Source organism: Chitinophaga sp. (assembly GCF_035761305.1).
In the GTDB taxonomy this organism is placed as follows: Bacteria; Bacteroidota; Bacteroidia; order Chitinophagales; family Chitinophagaceae; genus Chitinophaga.
The window spans coordinates 1-17,105 of record NZ_DASTRI010000215.1; the positions used below are offsets into that span (position 1 = coordinate 1).

Genomic DNA, 17,105 nt, shown 5'->3' on the forward strand with positions numbered 1-17,105 from the left:
TTGACCATCCCGACTTCGGCGCTGCCTGGCGGCAAAATGATTTCAATTATGTGACAAGTGAGGCATTCAAAACGCTGCTGGAGAGAAAAGGCATCCGCCTTATCACCTGGGGGGATGTGCTCGCAACGCTTTAACGGCGCCCAGGCAGCCATCCCTTCACTCAATCATTATACGCCTTCGCTTCCAGCCGGTACCCATTCTTCAACAATGCGCCGTCTGCCGCTACCTCCACCTGCTTCTTTTCCCCGGCCATGAGGTTGAAATAGGAATCGCTGATCAAAGCCGGTAATATCTGTTTGTTATTATCGTCCAGCAGCTGCACGCGCACGCCTACAGCCGGCGATTGCGCCGATGTGTTGCTGACTGTGAACACGAGATGCCCGCCTGACAGTACCGGTTTGCTCACTGCAACAGCTGCGGGCGGCAATGTATTCAACGCTGTATAATCCAGGTGCGTTTTCCCCAGCAGGTAAGTGTTTTCCGATAACAGCACATTTTTGCTATCATATAATTTCAACCGCAGGAAATATACAGCTGACAGGCCGGTGGTATCATCCAGCACGGTAAAGGCTTCTTTTAAGGAAGCACCGCTTACATCTAACGTGGCTTTCTTACCATACCTGGTAACGGGCTTGCCGTTTGTATTATAAACACTCGCCTCAGCGGCCAGGTTTTTCAGCGCCTGCTGCCGGTTATTGATCACCTTCACCACGCGCGTTACAGGGTTCCACTGGATATGCACCGGCTCGCAGGCCGACCTGGCGCCGAAATAAGCGCCCGTGAGATCGTAATAGTAGTCGTAAGTTTGCCAGATCATAGAAGGGTAGGCCGACTGGCTCATCCAGATCAGCATGCCGGAAGCATCGTTCCACATATGGTCATTCCAGCCCTCAAACATGGCTTTCATGGTTTCGAGGTTCAGCAGCTGCGCCTTTTTACAAAAGTCTTCCAGGCTGGTGGCTTTGCCGTAGCTTTTATTAATATCGTTGATATATTTTACCGGGTCGGCGCCGCCTCCCAGGGCGCCGTCTGTGCTAAAGAAATGCCTGGCCCACATGTTATCCTTGCTGTTAACAGCTTCCGGCGTAGGCGGCGCCCAAAATTCCCGCGGCATGAATTTTTTAAAGCTCTCCGGGTTTACAAACGTGGCCATGCCCAGCTCACTGCGCAAGCCCCAGCTGTTGCGGGAAAACAGGTAGCCGTTATGCGGATCGGTGAAATAGGTATTTGGGTCAACGTTAGCCCAGATACCGCTGCCGGAAAGGTTTTTACTGTCGCCATGAATGGAGAAGTTCGGGTTGGCCACACCGGCATTTGAACGGGGCAGGTATAACCTGTTATCTCCGTCATACTTTTGAATAGCAGTAGTGATAGCATTGCTGATGGACCCATGCGCGTCGCCGCCGGGTACCCCTTCATTGGCGCCGCACCATATTACAATAGCAGGATGATTCCTGAATTTTTTAAGCTTCTCCACCACATTGTCCCTGAACATATCCAGGCTGTCAATGCCGCCCATGTTGTTCAGCCAAAAATCGTCCCACACCATAATGCCGTATTGATCGCAGTATTTATAAAAAGCTTCGTCCGTTACTTCCCCTGTCCAGTTGCGAATGATGTTAAAATGCATGGCCTGGTGCAGGCGGATGCGGGTAGCATAGTCGCTGCCTCTTACTTTAAGCATGTAGTCCGACATGCCCCAGTTGCCGCCCTTTAAAAGTACCGGTACATCGTTAACGTATAAACGTAACGGCCCGTTCAGCGAAGTAGTGTCGCTTGATATTTTGCGAACGCCAAAAGTTTGTGTGATCGCGTCGATGGCGGAACCGCCTGCTTCAAATGACAGCTTGCAGGAATAAAGGAACGGATCACCATAGCCATTGGGCCACCAAAGGCGGGGATGTTGGATTGTTTGGGCAGGGAGGCTGTATTCCCGGCTGCTTCCAGGCGCCAGGGTGATGGCTTTACTATTGATGGTAATATTGCCCGGGGTGATCACGGCTTTCAGTGTGCCGGTAATAGCAACAGGACCTGCGTTTGTAAGCTGTGCTGACACGGTGATCACTGCTTTGCCGGTATCAGGCATATCAGTGTGTACCCATGGATCTGAGATACTTACAGGGCCTGTAACGGAAATGGCAACCGTATCGGTAATACCGCTGTTCAAACCGGGTACTGCCGGCATCCAGTCCCAGCTGCCGCTGCAAATGTAGGTGGGGCTTTCCCAGTTGGCCAGGCCGTGATTGTGGTCGGGATCATACCTGGGAGGAGATACCAGCACTGCAATGGCGTTTTGCCCTTTTGAATGAAGCAGGGGGGTAATATCATATATGCCGCGCTGCATATGTCCGTGCAGGTAGCCAAGGTATTTTCCGTTGAAATAGATGCGGGCGTACTTATTAATACCATTAAATTTTAACCATACGCGCTGCTGCTGCTTTACCTTTATTGCCGGAAATTCTGTCCTGTACCAGAAGGGCCGGTTATATTTTGCCTTATCTACCTGGTAAATGTTATCCGCATAATCCGGGTCTTTTTCTATTCCTGCTTTCACATAGGCATAAAATACAGTGCCGGGTACAACTGCCGGTACCCAGTTACGGTCGGGGAAGCCGGGAGTGGCAATGTCCGCTGCAGGCGCCTGCACTGCTGCCTGCGGATATACTTTCCAGTGAAGGTTTTGAGCATGTAATAAAGTGCCGGTAAGGAGGAATAAAAGCAGCAACGCCGTTGACTTCATAAGTAGAGAAATGTTTCCGCAATAATAGAAATAATTTGCTAAACCGGTTTAGGAAATAAAAAAAGATAATTTTTATCAATTGCTAATCTGATATTTTATATATCCATATATATTATTATTAAATTAATATGTTAAGGATGTTGTGGGGATAATTCTTTTGTATTTTATTTGCTAAATCAGTTTAGCATATTTCACGTCTATGAAAAGCATCTCTTCTCTAATATTGACGGGTGTTTTGGGCGTTTGGGGATTCAATAATTAACACACATGCGAAGAAAACTATTGCTATTGTTCATGTCTGCCATTGCCTTACAGGCGGAAGCGCAGCAACGCCCGGCGCCTTTTCAGCAGGGAGATCGTGTTGTTTTTGTGGGCAACAGTATCACCGACGGGGGCCATTATCATTCTTACATCTGGCTGTACTACATGACGCATTTCCCCGGCAGGCGTATCACCTGCTTTAATGCAGGAATAGGCGGGGATGTGATTACCCAGATCTATGAGCGGTTTGACGCCGATGTGCTTTCAAAAAAGCCTACAGTGCTCACCCTTACCTGGGGAATGAACGATACCGGCTACTTTGAATGGTACCGCGCCGATGGAAAAGACACCATGCAGAAAAAGCTGCAGCGTTCTTATGACTCTTACGCAAAGGTGGAAGCCATACTGAAAAAGCGCTCAGATATTAAGAAGGTATTCATTGGCACATCGCCTTATGATGACGCAGCCAAATTCAATAATAAAAATATTTTCCCTCATAAAACCGATGCCCTTACTGAAGTGGTAACCTTCCAGGAGCAGGCGGCAAAAAGGAACGGCTGGGCGTTTGTTGATTTCTACCGTCCCATGATGGCGATTAACCAGCGCGAACAGCAAAAGGATTCTACTTTCAGTCTTACGCCTAACGACCGTATTCACCCTGATAACGATGGTCATATGGTAATGGCGTACCTGTTCCTGAAAGCCCAGGGCCTTGCCGGACAGCCTGTTGCCAGCATGCGGGTGGATGCCGCCTCAAAAAAGGTGCAGGAAGCAGCCAACTGCAAGATTACCGGGGTAACCGGAAGCGCCTCCGGCATCAGCTTCAGCTACCTGGCGCAGTCGCTGCCTTACCCGCTTGATACGGTTCCACGCGGCTGGGGCAATCATAAAAAACAGTCCGATGCTATGGAAATAGTGCCTTTCATGAAGGAATTTAACCAGGAGATATTGCAGGTTAGCGGGCTGAAAGCCGGCAGCTATAACTTGCTGATGGACGGCGAAAAAGTAGGCACCTATGATGCCGGGCAGCTGGCCGCAGGCATTAACCTGGCTGAGAATACCCGCACACCGGAATACCAGCAGGCTATCCAGGTCAGGGAGCTGAATGAAGAACGCTGGGATATTGAAAGGCGGCTGAGAATGTACGCCTGGATAGAATTTGATTTCCTGAAACCCAGGGGCATGCTTTTCAAAGATGACAATGCTGCTATGGACTCCGTGAATGTATATGCGCCCAAAGATTGGGCGGTGGCCGGTAACCGGGATAACTTTTCCCGGGCCCGTTACAAAGCCGTGCGTGAAGCATGGCAGGGAGAGATGAACGTGCTTACAGATAAAATTTACCAGATCAATCAACCGAAGCTGCACACCATTACCATTGCAGCAGCCAGATAACCGACTTATGAAATACATCTTCAGAACCAGCTTGTTGCTGCTATGCATACTGTACACCTCAGCATTGCTGGCGGCAAAGGTAGATACTGTTACTACTTTCAGCGCTGCAATGCATAAAGATATTAAGGCTGTTGTAATTACCCCCGGCGATTACAGCAGCCGCCACAAGTACCCGGTGCTTTACCTGCTGCATGGGTTTAGCGGTAACTACAGCGATTGGGTGAAAAAAGATTCGGCGCTCGCATCGCTGACCGATGCATATCACATGATCATTGTATGCCCGGATGGAGATTTTGCCAGCTGGTATTTTGACAGCCCGGTAAAAGCCGGCTCAAAGTATGAAACATATGTAGCAGGGGAGCTGGTGAAATGGATTGACCAGCATTATTCCACCATCGCAGGCCGTACCGGCAGGGCCATTACAGGGCTGAGCATGGGCGGGCATGGCGCACTGTACCTGGCTTTCAGGCACACCGGTACTTTTGGCGCGGTGGGCAGCATGAGCGGGGGCGTGGACCTGCGCCCTTTCCCCGGGAGCTTTGGCCTGGACCAGGTGCTGGGGAAATACAGTGAAAATCCGGAACGCTGGGAAAAGAACAGCGTGGTAAACATGCTGCACCTGGTTACGCCTAACCTGCTGAGTATTATTATCGATTGCGGTGCGGATGATTTCTTTATCAGGTATAATAACAAGCTGCATGAAGCGCTGCTGAACCGCAATATCCCGCATGATTACACGGTAAGGCCAGGCGCGCATACGTGGGACTACTGGTGTAATTCCATCTGCTACCAGGCATTGTTTTTTCATCATTACTTTGAAAAAAATAACCGGTTTTAATTTGCTAAACCGATTTAACAGTTGTATTTTAGTGTTCGTCAACCAAATCAGCAGTAATTCAGGGGAGAAGAATATAGGTAATATTTGAATCAGCTAAGAACGGTGAACTGATAAAACAGCGCGCCACATGAACATGAAAGAACTATACTATACCACGTTAGCAGATTTTTTGGGGCAACCTATTCACTGATACAAGTAAACCACGCCAATTTATGATAAAACGAATTCCCGTTTTAGTAATAATGGGATCGGCATTGGTGTATGCATCCTGCAGGAAGGAGGGGTTCCTTACTGCCACCACTACCACCAACCTGACCGAACAGACTATTTTTACTGACAGCTCCAGGACCGTTGGGTTCCTGGCCAATATTTATTCCAACGTAGGATTAAGTACAAGTCTGAGCCGCTTTTCCTATAACGGAATAGTTTGCGGCGGCCTGGAAGCGGCCTGCGATGAGGCAGAACCTTCGCACGCTTTTTCAACGCCCGCCACGCAGTTTGCCACCGGTACGGTAAACGCAGGCATTATCGGCGAAGAGCCGTATAAAACCTGCTACAGCAACATCCGCGCGGTGAATGTATTAATCAAGAACCTTCCCATGGCGCCATTACAGCCATCCTACAAAAGCCAGATGGTGGCTGAGGCAAGGTTCCTGCGCGCCTGGTATTATGCCATCCTGCTGGAACATTACGGCGGCGTGCCGCTGGTAGGCGATACGCTGCTGACATATGATAAGCCCATCCAGGCAAAGAGAAGTACTTATGCAGAATGCGTGGATTATATCCTGTCGGAATGCGATACTGCCGCCATGACACTGCCTGCCACACAAACAGGACTTAACTACGGGCGTGCTTCCAAAGGAGCCTGCCTGGCGCTGAAATCACGTGTATTGCTATACGCTGCCAGTCCGCTGTTCAATGGCACCACGCTGCCGCAGGATGCGGGCCCGGGCGGGGGAGTAGCCGTAGACCCTTCACTGGTAGGCTATCCCACGTTTGACATGAACCGGTGGAAGCTGGCAAAAGATGCTGCGCAGGCAGTGATTGCCATGGGCGTTTATTCCCTGAACACAGTGAATAATTACCAGACCTCATCACCAGGTTACGGGTTCCAGGGATTGTTTCCCTTACGTGTGAATACTGAATACATTTTTGAGCTGATGCGCCCCACGGGCAACAGTGATCTTGAAAACATGTGCCTGCCGCCTTCCAGGGGCAGCAATGGCACCGGCTCTTTCCCTTACCAGGGGCTGGTGGACGCGTTTCCTATGAGGAACGGAAAGCCCATCACCGATCCAACTTCCGGCTACGATCCTGCCAATCCCTATAAAGACCGTGACCCAAGACTGGAGTACAGCATCATCCATGATCAAACGGTGCTGCTGGTGCGCACCAGCAACGGCCAGGTGAACGGGTCGGCCCCGGTGAACATTTTCGTGGGCAATTACAACGGCATCACCACCGGCCAGGATGCGGTGCACCAGGGTACGCTTACCGGTTATTACAATAACAAGATGCTGGATCCTGCCGCTATTGCAGGTACGCTCAGCTTCGGGTCCAACAGGGTAATGCCGCTGATACGGTATGCAGAAATACTGCTGAACTACGCAGAAGCAGCCAATGAATATGACGGGCCTACCGCAAATGTATATGCCGCTGTGGAAGCAGTAAGGCAGCGCGCAGGACTTGACCCTTACCAGCTGCCCACGGGCCTTTCCAAAGAAGAGATGCGCGCCTGGATTCAAAATGAACGGAGAATAGAGCTGGCATATGAAGGACACCGTTTCTGGGATGTGAGAAGGTGGAAGATAGCGCCGCAAACAGAAAGCCTGCAGTCGGCAGGCATGGAAGTAAGGCGGAATGGCAACGCCGTTACCTATCAACCGTTCAACATCACCAAACATAATTTCCGTCCGGCAATGTACCTGTGGCCATTCCCGCTTTCAGAAACCGGCAAATCGCCGGAGCTGGTGCAAAACCCGGGTTATTAATCTTTAATACTCATATGATATGAACCGCTATAAGCTCTTTACCGCTGCCTGTGTTTTCTTCCTTTCCGGCTGGCTGCTCTCTTCCTGTAAAGTAGAGGAGATTGCACCGTTGGCTGAAATGCCCAAGAATTTATCCGGCAGCTGGAAAATTATCAAAGCTACCCGTAACGGCACGGATGTTACCAATGTTTTTGATTTTACACAGTTCAGGATAAAATTTGATTCCACGGGTAATTATACGATGGAAAACAAGCTCCCTTTCATAGTAAACGCAAACGGGAAATATGCGCTGGACGATCCGCAATACCCGTTTAAGCTCACGTTTACGCCTGAAGGCGGCACCACGGTAGCCACACCGTTCAACTATCCAACTGTTGCAGGCGTGCGGCAGCTAAGCCTCACGTTCAGCCCCGGCTGCGAGCTGAATGCCTATATCTATACGCTGACAAAGGAGCAGTAAATTCCATGAGGAACTGATTTTTGAAAACTTACCTGATTAATATATGCTACCACGCTTACGTATCAAAGGACGGAAGATCTGGATGCCCGCCGCGCTGCTCATAGTGGCCATTGTTTTCAGCTTCTGTCATATAAAGATCACCAAAGTCACCATTCCCGCATCTGCAAACGTAGGGGATGTGGTACCTATTCAGCTGGACATTGACGTGTCCTGCAATTCCGATGGTTCCGACAAGCTGATCTTAGGTGTGCTCATGCCCAAGGGCTGGAAAGGCACACAGAACCTAACAGCTACCTATAAAAGCAGCAAAGGCGACGGCAGCTTTGTAATGACGCCGCTCACCACGCTGGCCCCGCACGGCGACGGGAAGAACTGGCCGGATTATATGCGGGCAACATTTGGTATTGCCGGCAACCTGATAGACGATATGGAATGGGTAGTGATGCAGAGTGATGTGCCGTTTAATTATGCTAATAATGACAAGATCACCGGGTCTATTTTCCTTAAGCTGAAAGTAGCTGCGGATGACAACCCTACCATCGTAAAGCTGGCCTATGTAGTAGCCAATACCACCAACGGCTTTACCTCCGATAACTTCACCGATGCGGGATATGGCGCTACTGCGGAGTATTACAATGAATATATCGGCGACTGTTTTACCGTAAACGGTGGAAGCGGCGACCTGGTAGACTTCTGTAATCCCCAGCTTACCATTATTTCGCCTCCGAAGTCGCTGGATAATGATCTTGTGACCATTACATTCGACTCCAACGTAATAAGCACCGCGCTGACAGGTAGCAGTGAAGTGTACCTGTGCGCTACCGGTACTACCAGTGATGGTAAAACGATCACGGTTTGCGAGCAAACCGACAAAACAAAGATGAAGCCTACCAGTGCAGGCAGGTATGAGATCACAATGTGGCCGCGGTCGTTTTTTGGCGTCAGCGACAACCAAACGGTTGTTAGCATGACCTACTATATCACGGATAAAACCGGTACTAAACAGGTAGGGTATGGTAATACGGCTGCCCCTTTCACCTATAAGTTCAAATGTGGCTGATAGTATTGCCACTACCAAAATCATCGTTAAAAACCTGAGTCTATGCGCTATTGGTACTATAATATATGCCTGATTGGTGTAGCCTGTCTGCTGGCGCTTCCGCATACTACGCTGGCCTTTCAGTCTTCGCAGGATACCACCGTAAAGGATATTGCTCATCCGGGATGGGCGAACGGCACTGTTGTAAATGAGTTCAATGAACCGTTGGCCAATGTAAAGGTCAGCATTAAAAATAAAGCAGCAGTTTTTACAGATAAGAACGGGCATTTTGAAATAGATGCGCCGGCAGGAACCACGCTGGTGTTTTCATATAAAGATTATTACACCCGCGAGCTGCAGGTACAACCGGGCAAGGCAATGGATGTGCAGCTGTCAGATGCTTTCCTGAAATCGCCACGGCAGGTGTCTATGTTATATGAGCAGGTAGACCGTTCGCGGGTGCTGGGATCTGTTGCCACCATCTATACCAACCAGCTCACCACTACACCGGCTTCCCTGTACGTATATGCTTTCCCAGGTCAGCTGGCCGGTGTATACACCCAGCAGAACAGCGGGTTCACCTCTTTCAATGTTAGTGCGCTGTCATCCCCGGCGGTTATCGGCCAAACGCTGGTAAACCCGGGCTCCAATAACAACCGGTCTACGGATAACGCGGAGATAGGGCTGAGCGTGCGCGGGCAAACGCCCATAACCGTGATCGATGGTGTACAGCGGGAAATATCTTCTATTGACCCGGAGTCCATTGAATCTATATCCGTGCTCAAAGACGGGCTGTCTACTTTGTTGCTGGGCAATAACAGCTCGCACCCCGTGCTGCTGGTTACTACCCGGCGCGGTGAGCTGGGGCGCCCGCGTATCAGCTTTACGGCAATATCAGGCGTACAGCAGTCGCTGGGCTTACCAAAACCGTTGCCGGCTTACCAGTATGCCTACCTGATGAATGAAACGCTGATGAGCGACGGGAAACCGGCCCTGTATTCAGCAGATGATTTTAATGCTTACCGGCAGCATACCGATCCCTATGGCCATCCGGATGTGAACTGGTTTAATACCCTGCTGCGCGATTATTCTCCCATCTCCAACTACAGGCTAAACGTAAACGGGGGTACGAACGTGGCCCGTTATTCCGTATCACTCAGCTATTTTGACCAGGAAGGTATTTTTAAAACCAGTCCCGATGTTACGTATAACACCAACAACAGCTTAAAACGTTACATCATCAATTCCGATATAGGCGTGCAGGTTACCAAGAACCTGAACGTAGACCTGCAGCTGTTTGGCCGTGTGCAAAACACCCGTGAGCCCGGCAATGATTACAAGGGCCTGCTGTCTGCAATTTATTCCACACCCAATAATGCCTATCCTATCTATAACCCTAACGGTACTTTCGGCGGTAATAATATCGGCGGTAATAAAGGGCCTTACAGTAACAACCTGCTGTCAAGGGCACAGTACTCAGGCTATACGCAAAATAACACCAACGACATCCTGGCGAACGTAGACCTGAACTATGATCTTAGCAGCGTAACGCCGGGGCTGAGCGCAAAGCTGAAGGGGAATTTATCTTACCAGTCCATTACAGCGCTCGACAGGAGCCTGCAAAACCCTACCTATGGGTTTATTGATAATTCCTATGTGGTGTACGGCACTACCACTGCCCAAAACAATATTTTCCATACGGTATTTACTTCCCGCCAGTCATTCGGCCAGCTTAGCCTGAACTATGAGCGGCGCTTCAATAAAAGTAATGTAACCGCCCAGGCATTATATGACCGTAAGTCTATCGTAGCCAACTATGACCTGGCTTCCAATACTTCAAACGTGGGCGTAAGGGCAGGATATGATTATGACCAGAAATACTTTGTAAATGCCACGCTCATTGGCAGCGGCAACAACCGTTATCCTCCCGGCAACCAGTGGGGTTTGTTCTATGGCGCAGGACTGGGCTGGGAAATGGGGCGTGAGTCATTTATAAAGGACCATCTTCCCTGGATCAGCAGCTGGAAATGGAGGGCTACCTACGCAAAAACAGGCAATGCCAATATTGACCTGAATGCAGCGTTGTATTACGCCTATTCCCAAACTTACAATTCAAACAACAATGGTAAGAACTACCCGGTAGGCACCAGCTATACTACCGTGTATTACCAATATGAAGGCTCCCTGGCAAACCCGTATATTACCTGGGAAAAAGGGGATAAGCTGGATATTGGCACCGACATCTCTTTCCTGCATGACCGTTTGCAGCTGACCGCTGATTATTACCATGATGTTTATTCAGATCTGCTGGGCTACCGCGGCAACTCCATTGCGCTGTTAGGTACGGCTTACCCGCTTGAAAACATTGGTAAGAACCTTTACCATGGGATAGAGCTGTCGCTGACTTACAACAACCACGGAGGTAACTTCAACTATTTTGTAACAGCAAACGGCAACCTGGCCTATTCAAAAATACTCTACAACGATGAACTGGCTACGCCATATCCCTGGAACCGCAGAACAGGATTGCCGGTATCAGGCACCTTCTACGGCTATACGGCGTTAGGTTTGTATCAGAATGCCGAAGATGCTGCGGGCAGCGCACACATAGCAGGGTACACTCCCCAGCCGGGCGACATTAAATATAAAGACCTCAATGACGATGGCGTTATCGACTACTTTGACCAAACAACCATCGGGGGCCGCAAGCCGCTTGCTTTTTACGGTGTAACCCTGGGTGCTAACTATAAGGGATTCAACTTCAGCATTATCGTGCAGGGCGTGGCCAACCGGCAAATCAATGTACAGAACAATGTGATCGATCATTTCGGGCTGGATTATTCTACCACTAACGCACAGGCTTATGCCAGCGCTACCGGCCGCTGGACGCCGGAAACAGCAGGGCAGGCTACGTTGCCCCGCCTGGCGGTATCTGCTGCTAATAATAACTACCTGTTCTCTACCTACTACCTGAAAAGCGGCAATTATGTAAGGTTGCGCAATGCCGAGCTGGGATATTCACTTCCTTACAGCCTGCTGAGAAGAATGCGCATCTCCGGCCTGAAGATATTCCTGGATGGAGAGAACCTGTTCACCATTGCAGGGTTTAAGGGAATGGACCCGGAAGTAATGCCGTCTAACTACCCGATACAACGGGTGGTGACTGCCGGGGTAAATATTAAGCTATAAAAGAGATCAAGTCATGAAAAATTATATCCACACAATAGCCGTTTTTCTGCTGGCAGCTGCCGTTTTAGGCGGGTGTAAAAAATATGAGCAGTTCCCGGTAGATAAGGTGACAGGCAATTACGTATTTGATCCGCTGGATTCTGCCGGGGTAAATGCACAGTCATTCTTATATGGTGTTTACTCCATTGTGAAAAATGGTCATAACCGGGTAGACGGGGATTACCTGGATGCTGCATCCGACGATGCGGTATCTTCAAACACCGGCAACGGTGTGCCGGTTACGCTGATTGCTACCGATGCGGTGACCTCGCTGAATTTTCCGGGATCGGAAAATTTATGGGAAGGCACCAATCTCTCCCAGGATCCCAGCAGCAGCGGGGTGCCGCAGTCTTTGTGGTCTGGCATCCGCAACGCCAACATTTTTATCAATAACATAGGCGTAGTGCCGGTAAAGGGAGGGCTTGCCAATGGCACTACCACCGCCCAGGTATGGCGGAGCGAAGCCCGGTTCCTGCGCGCCTATTTCTACTTTGAGCTGGTAAGGCGCTATGGCGGCGTACCGCTGCTGGGCGATAAGGTATATGACATTGGAGATAACGTTGCCCTTCCGCGCAGCAGCTTTGCCGACTGTATCTCTTATATCGTAAGCGAATGCGATGCGGTTAAAGACAGCCTGATTACCGCGCCGGTAGCAGATGCCGATAACTACCGCGCTACAAAAGGCGCCGCCATGGCCCTCAAAGCCAAAGCGCTGCTGCTGGCTGCCAGCCCCCTGTTTAACGGCGGCAATATTGACAATGGAAATAACCTTACCGGTTATACGGATTTTGATGCAAACCGCTGGGCGTTAGCCGCGCAGGCTGCCAAAGATGTGATGGACCTGCACACTTATTCCCTGGATCCATCTTTTACCGATGTTTTCCTGACACAGAATAACAGCGAGCGCATATTTATCCGGCCGTGGAGCAATACAAGTAACATTGAAACAACCAACGGCCCTGTAGGGTTCCAGGCAGGGGGCAACGGCAACACCAGTCCTACCCAGGAGCTGGTAAATGCTTTTCCCATGCAGAACGGCCTGCCTATCACAGACCCGGCTTCCGGCTACCTGGCATCCGATCCGTATAGTGTGCTGTCTGATGCGAAACGCGATCCGCGCTTTACAGCCACCGTTTTCTATAACGGCGCCAAATGGCTGAACAGCACCGTGCAAACCTATGAAGGCGCGCCGGGCAAGCCTAACAGCTCTTTACAGCAAACCGTAACCGGTTACTACATGCGCAAGTTCATGGGCAATTTTGAAAGCGCCAGCACCTATAGCAATCATTCTTCCGACTGGATTATAATGCGGTATGCAGAGATACTGCTGGCGTATGCAGAAGCGCGTAACGAAGTGGAGCCGGCCCCGCAGGCAGACGTGTACGAGCAGCTGTATGCGATCAGGGCGCGTGCAGGAATTGATCCCGGGGCGGGCGGCAACTACGGGTTGGCGCCGAATATGACCAAGGCCCAGATGAGAGCTGTTATACAGAATGAATGGCGGATCGAGTTTGCGTTTGAAGAGCACCGGTACTTTGATATACGCAGGTGGAAGATAGCGGAAACCGTGATGAACCAGCCGCGTACGGGCGTGTCTATCGTGAAAAGCGGTAATGCCTTTACCTACAATCCCATTACAGTGCTGAAAACGGTGTTTAAGGAAAATCAATATCTGTATCCTATCCCTTACAATGAGGTGGCCAAGAACCCGAACATGAAACAGAATCCGGGACAGTAAGTCCATTGAACGCTTAAAATTATAAACAAACAGATATGCGGAAAATAATACTGCTCATTTGTATAATTATAAACATCATTCCCGGTTACCTGCTGGCGCAGAACCGGGTGATCACCGGCGCTGTGCGCGACATCCAGGGCCCGCTGCCGGGGGTGTCTGTGGGCGAAAAGGGTGTGCCGGGCAATGGAGCTATTACTGATGCCAGCGGTAAATTCAGGCTCACGTTAAAAGGTACTTCCCATGTGTTGATATTCCGTTTTGTGGGTTATGCTACCCGGGAGCTGAACGTTGCCGGCCAGCATGAGGCTATTGATGTAATGATGGCGGCAGATAACCAGGCGCTGGGCGAAGTAGTGGTAGTAGGCTATGGTAAAACCACCCGTATTACAAATACCGGTTCTGTAAGCACCATTAACGCCGCTGAGATCAGGAATGTGCCAACAGCTAATGTGCAGAATGCATTGACAGGGAGATTGCCGGGTTTCTTTTCCCAGCAGGGATCAGGACAGCCGGGTAAAGACGCTTCTGATTTTTATATCCGCGGTATAAGCTCGCTGAACCCTGCAGGTAATAAGCCGCTGATTATTGTAGACGATGTAGAGTACACCTATGACCAGCTGCAGCAGATCAATGTGAATGAGATTGCATCCATCTCTGTGCTGAAAGATGCTTCCTCCACCGCTATATATGGTATTAAAGGAGCGAACGGCGTGCTGGTGGTAACTACCCGCCGCGGTAAAGCCGGCAAGCCGCAGATCAACCTGCGGGTGGAAGGCGGTGCGCAAACGCCTACAAAAATCCCTAAATTCCTGAATGCCTACCAGGCGGCTTCCCTCATCAACCAGGCGCAAACGAACGACGGCCTTACGCCGGAGTTTACGCAGGAAGACCTTGACCTGTTTAAAAGCGGCAAGGACCCTTACGGCCACCCGGATGTAAACTGGTACGATGCAATTTTCAAACAGTACAGCTACCAGCAGAATACCAACCTGGATATTTCCGGTGGTAACAGCACGGTGAAATACTTTATTTCAGGCGGTGCGCTGAACCAGAACGGGCTGGTGCGCAATTTTCCCGATCCCAGGGGCAACGTTAATACCAACTACAATTTTAAACGGTACAACTTCCGCTCTAATCTTGATCTGCGGGCCAATAAAACATTAACCATGCGGCTGGATGTGACCACCCGCTTTTCTACCACCAACTCTCCGAATGTATCGGCGGCCAGCGCTTTGTCTGAAGTGTTCGACTTCAGCCGGCTAACGCCTTTTACAGCGCCGTTCCTGAACCCCGATGGGTCTTACGCTTATGCCTACTCGCGTTTTAACAGCGGCCATCTTCCTACGCTGAATGCAAGGCTGGCTACCGGCGGGTACCAGAATTCAAAACGGTCGGATTACAACGTGATGTTTAATGCAACACAGGAGCTGAACGCCATTACCGAAGGGTTGTCAGTGAGCGCGCGGGTAGCTTACTCCAGCCAGGAGCAGTACACCCGTGGAACAGGTAACTATGGGCCTATTCCATCTTACCACTATGATCCCGCTACAAAAACATACCAGCTGAATCCCGGTGGTACTTATGTATTCCCGAATATTTACTATACCGGTAATACAAATATTTATACCACCAATGTGAATGTGCAGCTTTTTTCCAATTATGACCGCACCTTCAATTCGAAACATCATGTGAGCGGCCTGGTGCTGCTGAACCAGCAGTCGCAAACCTTTGATGCGTATGATTTCCTGGACCCTACATCCGTAGGTGTACCCGCAAAATTCCAGGGCATATCCGTATCAGGTAACTACGAGTATGACCACAAATACCTGTTAGATTTGAAGGCGGCCTATAACGGTACCGACCGTTTTGCATCCAACCATCGCTTTGGGCTTTTCCCTGCCATAGGCGTAGGGTATAATTTGTCCGGTGAAAAGTTCTTCAAAGAAGCGTTCCCTACGGTCGGGTTGTTTAAGATCCGCGCTTCCTATGGCATTGTAGGTTCAGACGCAGCGCCGAATAACAGGTATATTTATGCACAGAACTATATTCAAAATCAAAATACCTATCCGTTTGGAGAGTCCCCATCTTACTACAATATGTTTTATGAGGGCAACCTGGCAAACAGCAACGTGGTATGGGAAAAGCAAAAGGAAACAAACATCGGTATTGACCTGAACATGCTGAAAGATAACCGGCTGTCGGCCACCATTGAGGTGTTCCGCAACATCCGCTACGATCAGCTGATTGTGCCTAATAATGTGCCTGACATTATTGGTGTAGGGTTGCCTGCCATAAACGTGGGACGCACACAGAACCAGGGCTTTGACGGGCAGATAGGCTACCACAGCAGCATTGGCAATATACAATGGGGCACCAACTTTGTTTTCTCCTACGCAAAGAATAAAGTGTTGTATGAGAGCGAAGCAGCGCCTGCCTATCCCTGGCTGGCGCGTACAGGCCAGCCGTTGAACCAGCCGTTTGGGTATCATTATTTAGGATATTATACAGAGCAGGACCTCGCCAATGTAGCTGCTTACCAGAATGGAAACGGCGGCAGCAATGCCGGTAATAAAACAGTAGCCATACCGGATAACGGGCTGCCTTTGCACGCAGGCGATCTCAAATACCAGGACCTGAACGGCGATGGGTTTATTAATGTTTTCGACCAGCGCGCTATCGGGCATCCTAACCTGCCGAACACCAACCTGGGTTTAAACCTGCAGGCGTCTTACAAAGGCTTTAGCGTAAGTGTGTTGTTCCAGGGCTCTTTCAATTACAGCTTTATTATTACGGGTACGGGCATAGAGCCGTTTATAGGCCAGTTCCAGCCTATACACCTCGAAGCCTGGACGCCTGAGAACGCGGCCAGCGCGCAATACCCGCGGCTTACCACAAATAAATCATCTGTGAACAGCCCAACCTATTATCCTTCAGACTACTGGCTGGTGAATGCGCATTATATACGCCTGAAAACAGTGGATATTGGTTACCAGGTGCCAAGCAGGCTGCTGCCGTTTAAGCTCAGCAACGCACGGCTTTATATGAGCGCGTACAACCTGTTTACCTGGGATAATTACCGCAAGTATCAGCAGGACCCTGAGATCAGCACCAATACAGCCGGCGATGCGTATATTAACCAGCGCGTGCTGATATTGGGGGTGCAGGTGAGTCTTTAAAATTATGAGGTATGTTCCCGACAATAGGAGATCTCGTCAGCTATTTATTCCATATACGCATAACAGTTAATCTACAAACATTCGGTACTTTCATGGCCCTGGCTTTCGCCGGGGCCTATGTTGTGTTTGTGGCGGAGTTTAAAAGGAAGGAGGCAGACGGCACTATCACGGGAATAGCGGTTAAAGAAACAGCAGGACTGCCCGCATCTCTGGCAGAGCTGTTAATGAATGCGGGGCTG

The 17,105-nt window shown here is 49.9% G+C and carries 9 protein-coding genes and 1 pseudogene; 9 read left to right on the forward strand and 1 reads right to left on the reverse strand.

What is annotated here, in order from left to right:
- Positions 1–160: 160 nt before the first annotated feature.
- Positions 161–2,740 carry a glycoside hydrolase family 2 protein gene (locus tag VFS25_RS17975; protein ID WP_326463553.1) on the reverse strand — a complete coding sequence of 860 codons (2,580 nt, stop codon included), beginning with the start codon at positions 2,738–2,740 and terminating at the stop codon, positions 161–163.
- 267 nt (positions 2,741–3,007) lie between these two features.
- Here VFS25_RS17975 and VFS25_RS17980 point away from each other — a divergent pair, with 267 nt between their 5' ends.
- The 9 genes and pseudogenes from VFS25_RS17980 to VFS25_RS18020 all read left to right on the forward strand — a co-directional run.
- Entirely contained in the window at positions 3,008–4,396 is a 1,389-nt protein-coding gene (locus VFS25_RS17980) for an SGNH/GDSL hydrolase family protein (protein ID WP_326463554.1), read from the forward strand.
- Positions 4,397–4,403: 7 nt separating this feature from the next.
- Positions 4,404–5,234: an alpha/beta hydrolase family protein gene (locus tag VFS25_RS17985; protein WP_326463555.1), complete on the forward strand. Its 831-nt coding sequence runs from the start codon at positions 4,404–4,406 to the stop codon at positions 5,232–5,234.
- A gap of 212 nt (positions 5,235–5,446) precedes the next feature.
- Positions 5,447–7,225, forward strand: coding sequence for a RagB/SusD family nutrient uptake outer membrane protein (locus VFS25_RS17990; RefSeq protein ID WP_326463556.1), 1,779 nt, complete (start codon positions 5,447–5,449; stop codon positions 7,223–7,225).
- A gap of 19 nt (positions 7,226–7,244) precedes the next feature.
- Positions 7,245–7,685, forward strand: a complete 441-nt coding sequence (locus tag VFS25_RS17995) for a DUF5004 domain-containing protein (protein WP_326463557.1) — start codon at positions 7,245–7,247, stop codon at positions 7,683–7,685.
- Between the two features lie 43 nt (positions 7,686–7,728).
- Positions 7,729–8,745 carry a DUF4961 domain-containing protein gene (locus VFS25_RS18000; protein WP_326463558.1) on the forward strand — a complete coding sequence of 339 codons (1,017 nt, stop codon included), beginning with the start codon at positions 7,729–7,731 and terminating at the stop codon, positions 8,743–8,745.
- A 42-nt stretch (positions 8,746–8,787) separates the two neighbouring features.
- Positions 8,788–11,913, forward strand: coding sequence for a SusC/RagA family TonB-linked outer membrane protein (locus tag VFS25_RS18005; RefSeq protein ID WP_326463559.1), 3,126 nt, complete (start codon positions 8,788–8,790; stop codon positions 11,911–11,913).
- Positions 11,914–11,926: 13 nt separating this feature from the next.
- The gene (locus VFS25_RS18010; protein WP_326463560.1) at positions 11,927–13,690 is read left to right on the forward strand and encodes a RagB/SusD family nutrient uptake outer membrane protein; all 1,764 of its coding nucleotides are present in this window, start codon (positions 11,927–11,929) and stop codon (positions 13,688–13,690) included.
- Between the two features lie 35 nt (positions 13,691–13,725).
- Positions 13,726–16,866, forward strand: coding sequence for a TonB-dependent receptor (locus VFS25_RS18015; RefSeq protein WP_326463561.1), 3,141 nt, complete (start codon positions 13,726–13,728; stop codon positions 16,864–16,866).
- An 11-nt stretch (positions 16,867–16,877) separates the two neighbouring features.
- A pseudogene (locus VFS25_RS18020) lies at positions 16,878–17,105 on the forward strand (hypothetical protein); the annotation flags it as partial.

Coding starts and splice junctions, on each gene's coding strand:
- VFS25_RS18000 (WP_326463558.1), top strand. CDS start 7,729: ATGCTACCACGCTTACGTATCAAAGGACGGAAGATCTGGATGCCCGCC.
- VFS25_RS17975 (WP_326463553.1), bottom strand. CDS start 2,740: ATGAAGTCAACGGCGTTGCTGCTTTTATTCCTCCTTACCGGCACTTTA.
- VFS25_RS17990 (WP_326463556.1), top strand. CDS start 5,447: ATGATAAAACGAATTCCCGTTTTAGTAATAATGGGATCGGCATTGGTG.
- VFS25_RS18015 (WP_326463561.1), top strand. CDS start 13,726: ATGCGGAAAATAATACTGCTCATTTGTATAATTATAAACATCATTCCC.
- VFS25_RS18010 (WP_326463560.1), top strand. CDS start 11,927: ATGAAAAATTATATCCACACAATAGCCGTTTTTCTGCTGGCAGCTGCC.
- VFS25_RS18005 (WP_326463559.1), top strand. CDS start 8,788: ATGCGCTATTGGTACTATAATATATGCCTGATTGGTGTAGCCTGTCTG.
- VFS25_RS17995 (WP_326463557.1), top strand. CDS start 7,245: ATGAACCGCTATAAGCTCTTTACCGCTGCCTGTGTTTTCTTCCTTTCC.
- VFS25_RS17985 (WP_326463555.1), top strand. CDS start 4,404: ATGAAATACATCTTCAGAACCAGCTTGTTGCTGCTATGCATACTGTAC.
- VFS25_RS17980 (WP_326463554.1), top strand. CDS start 3,008: ATGCGAAGAAAACTATTGCTATTGTTCATGTCTGCCATTGCCTTACAG.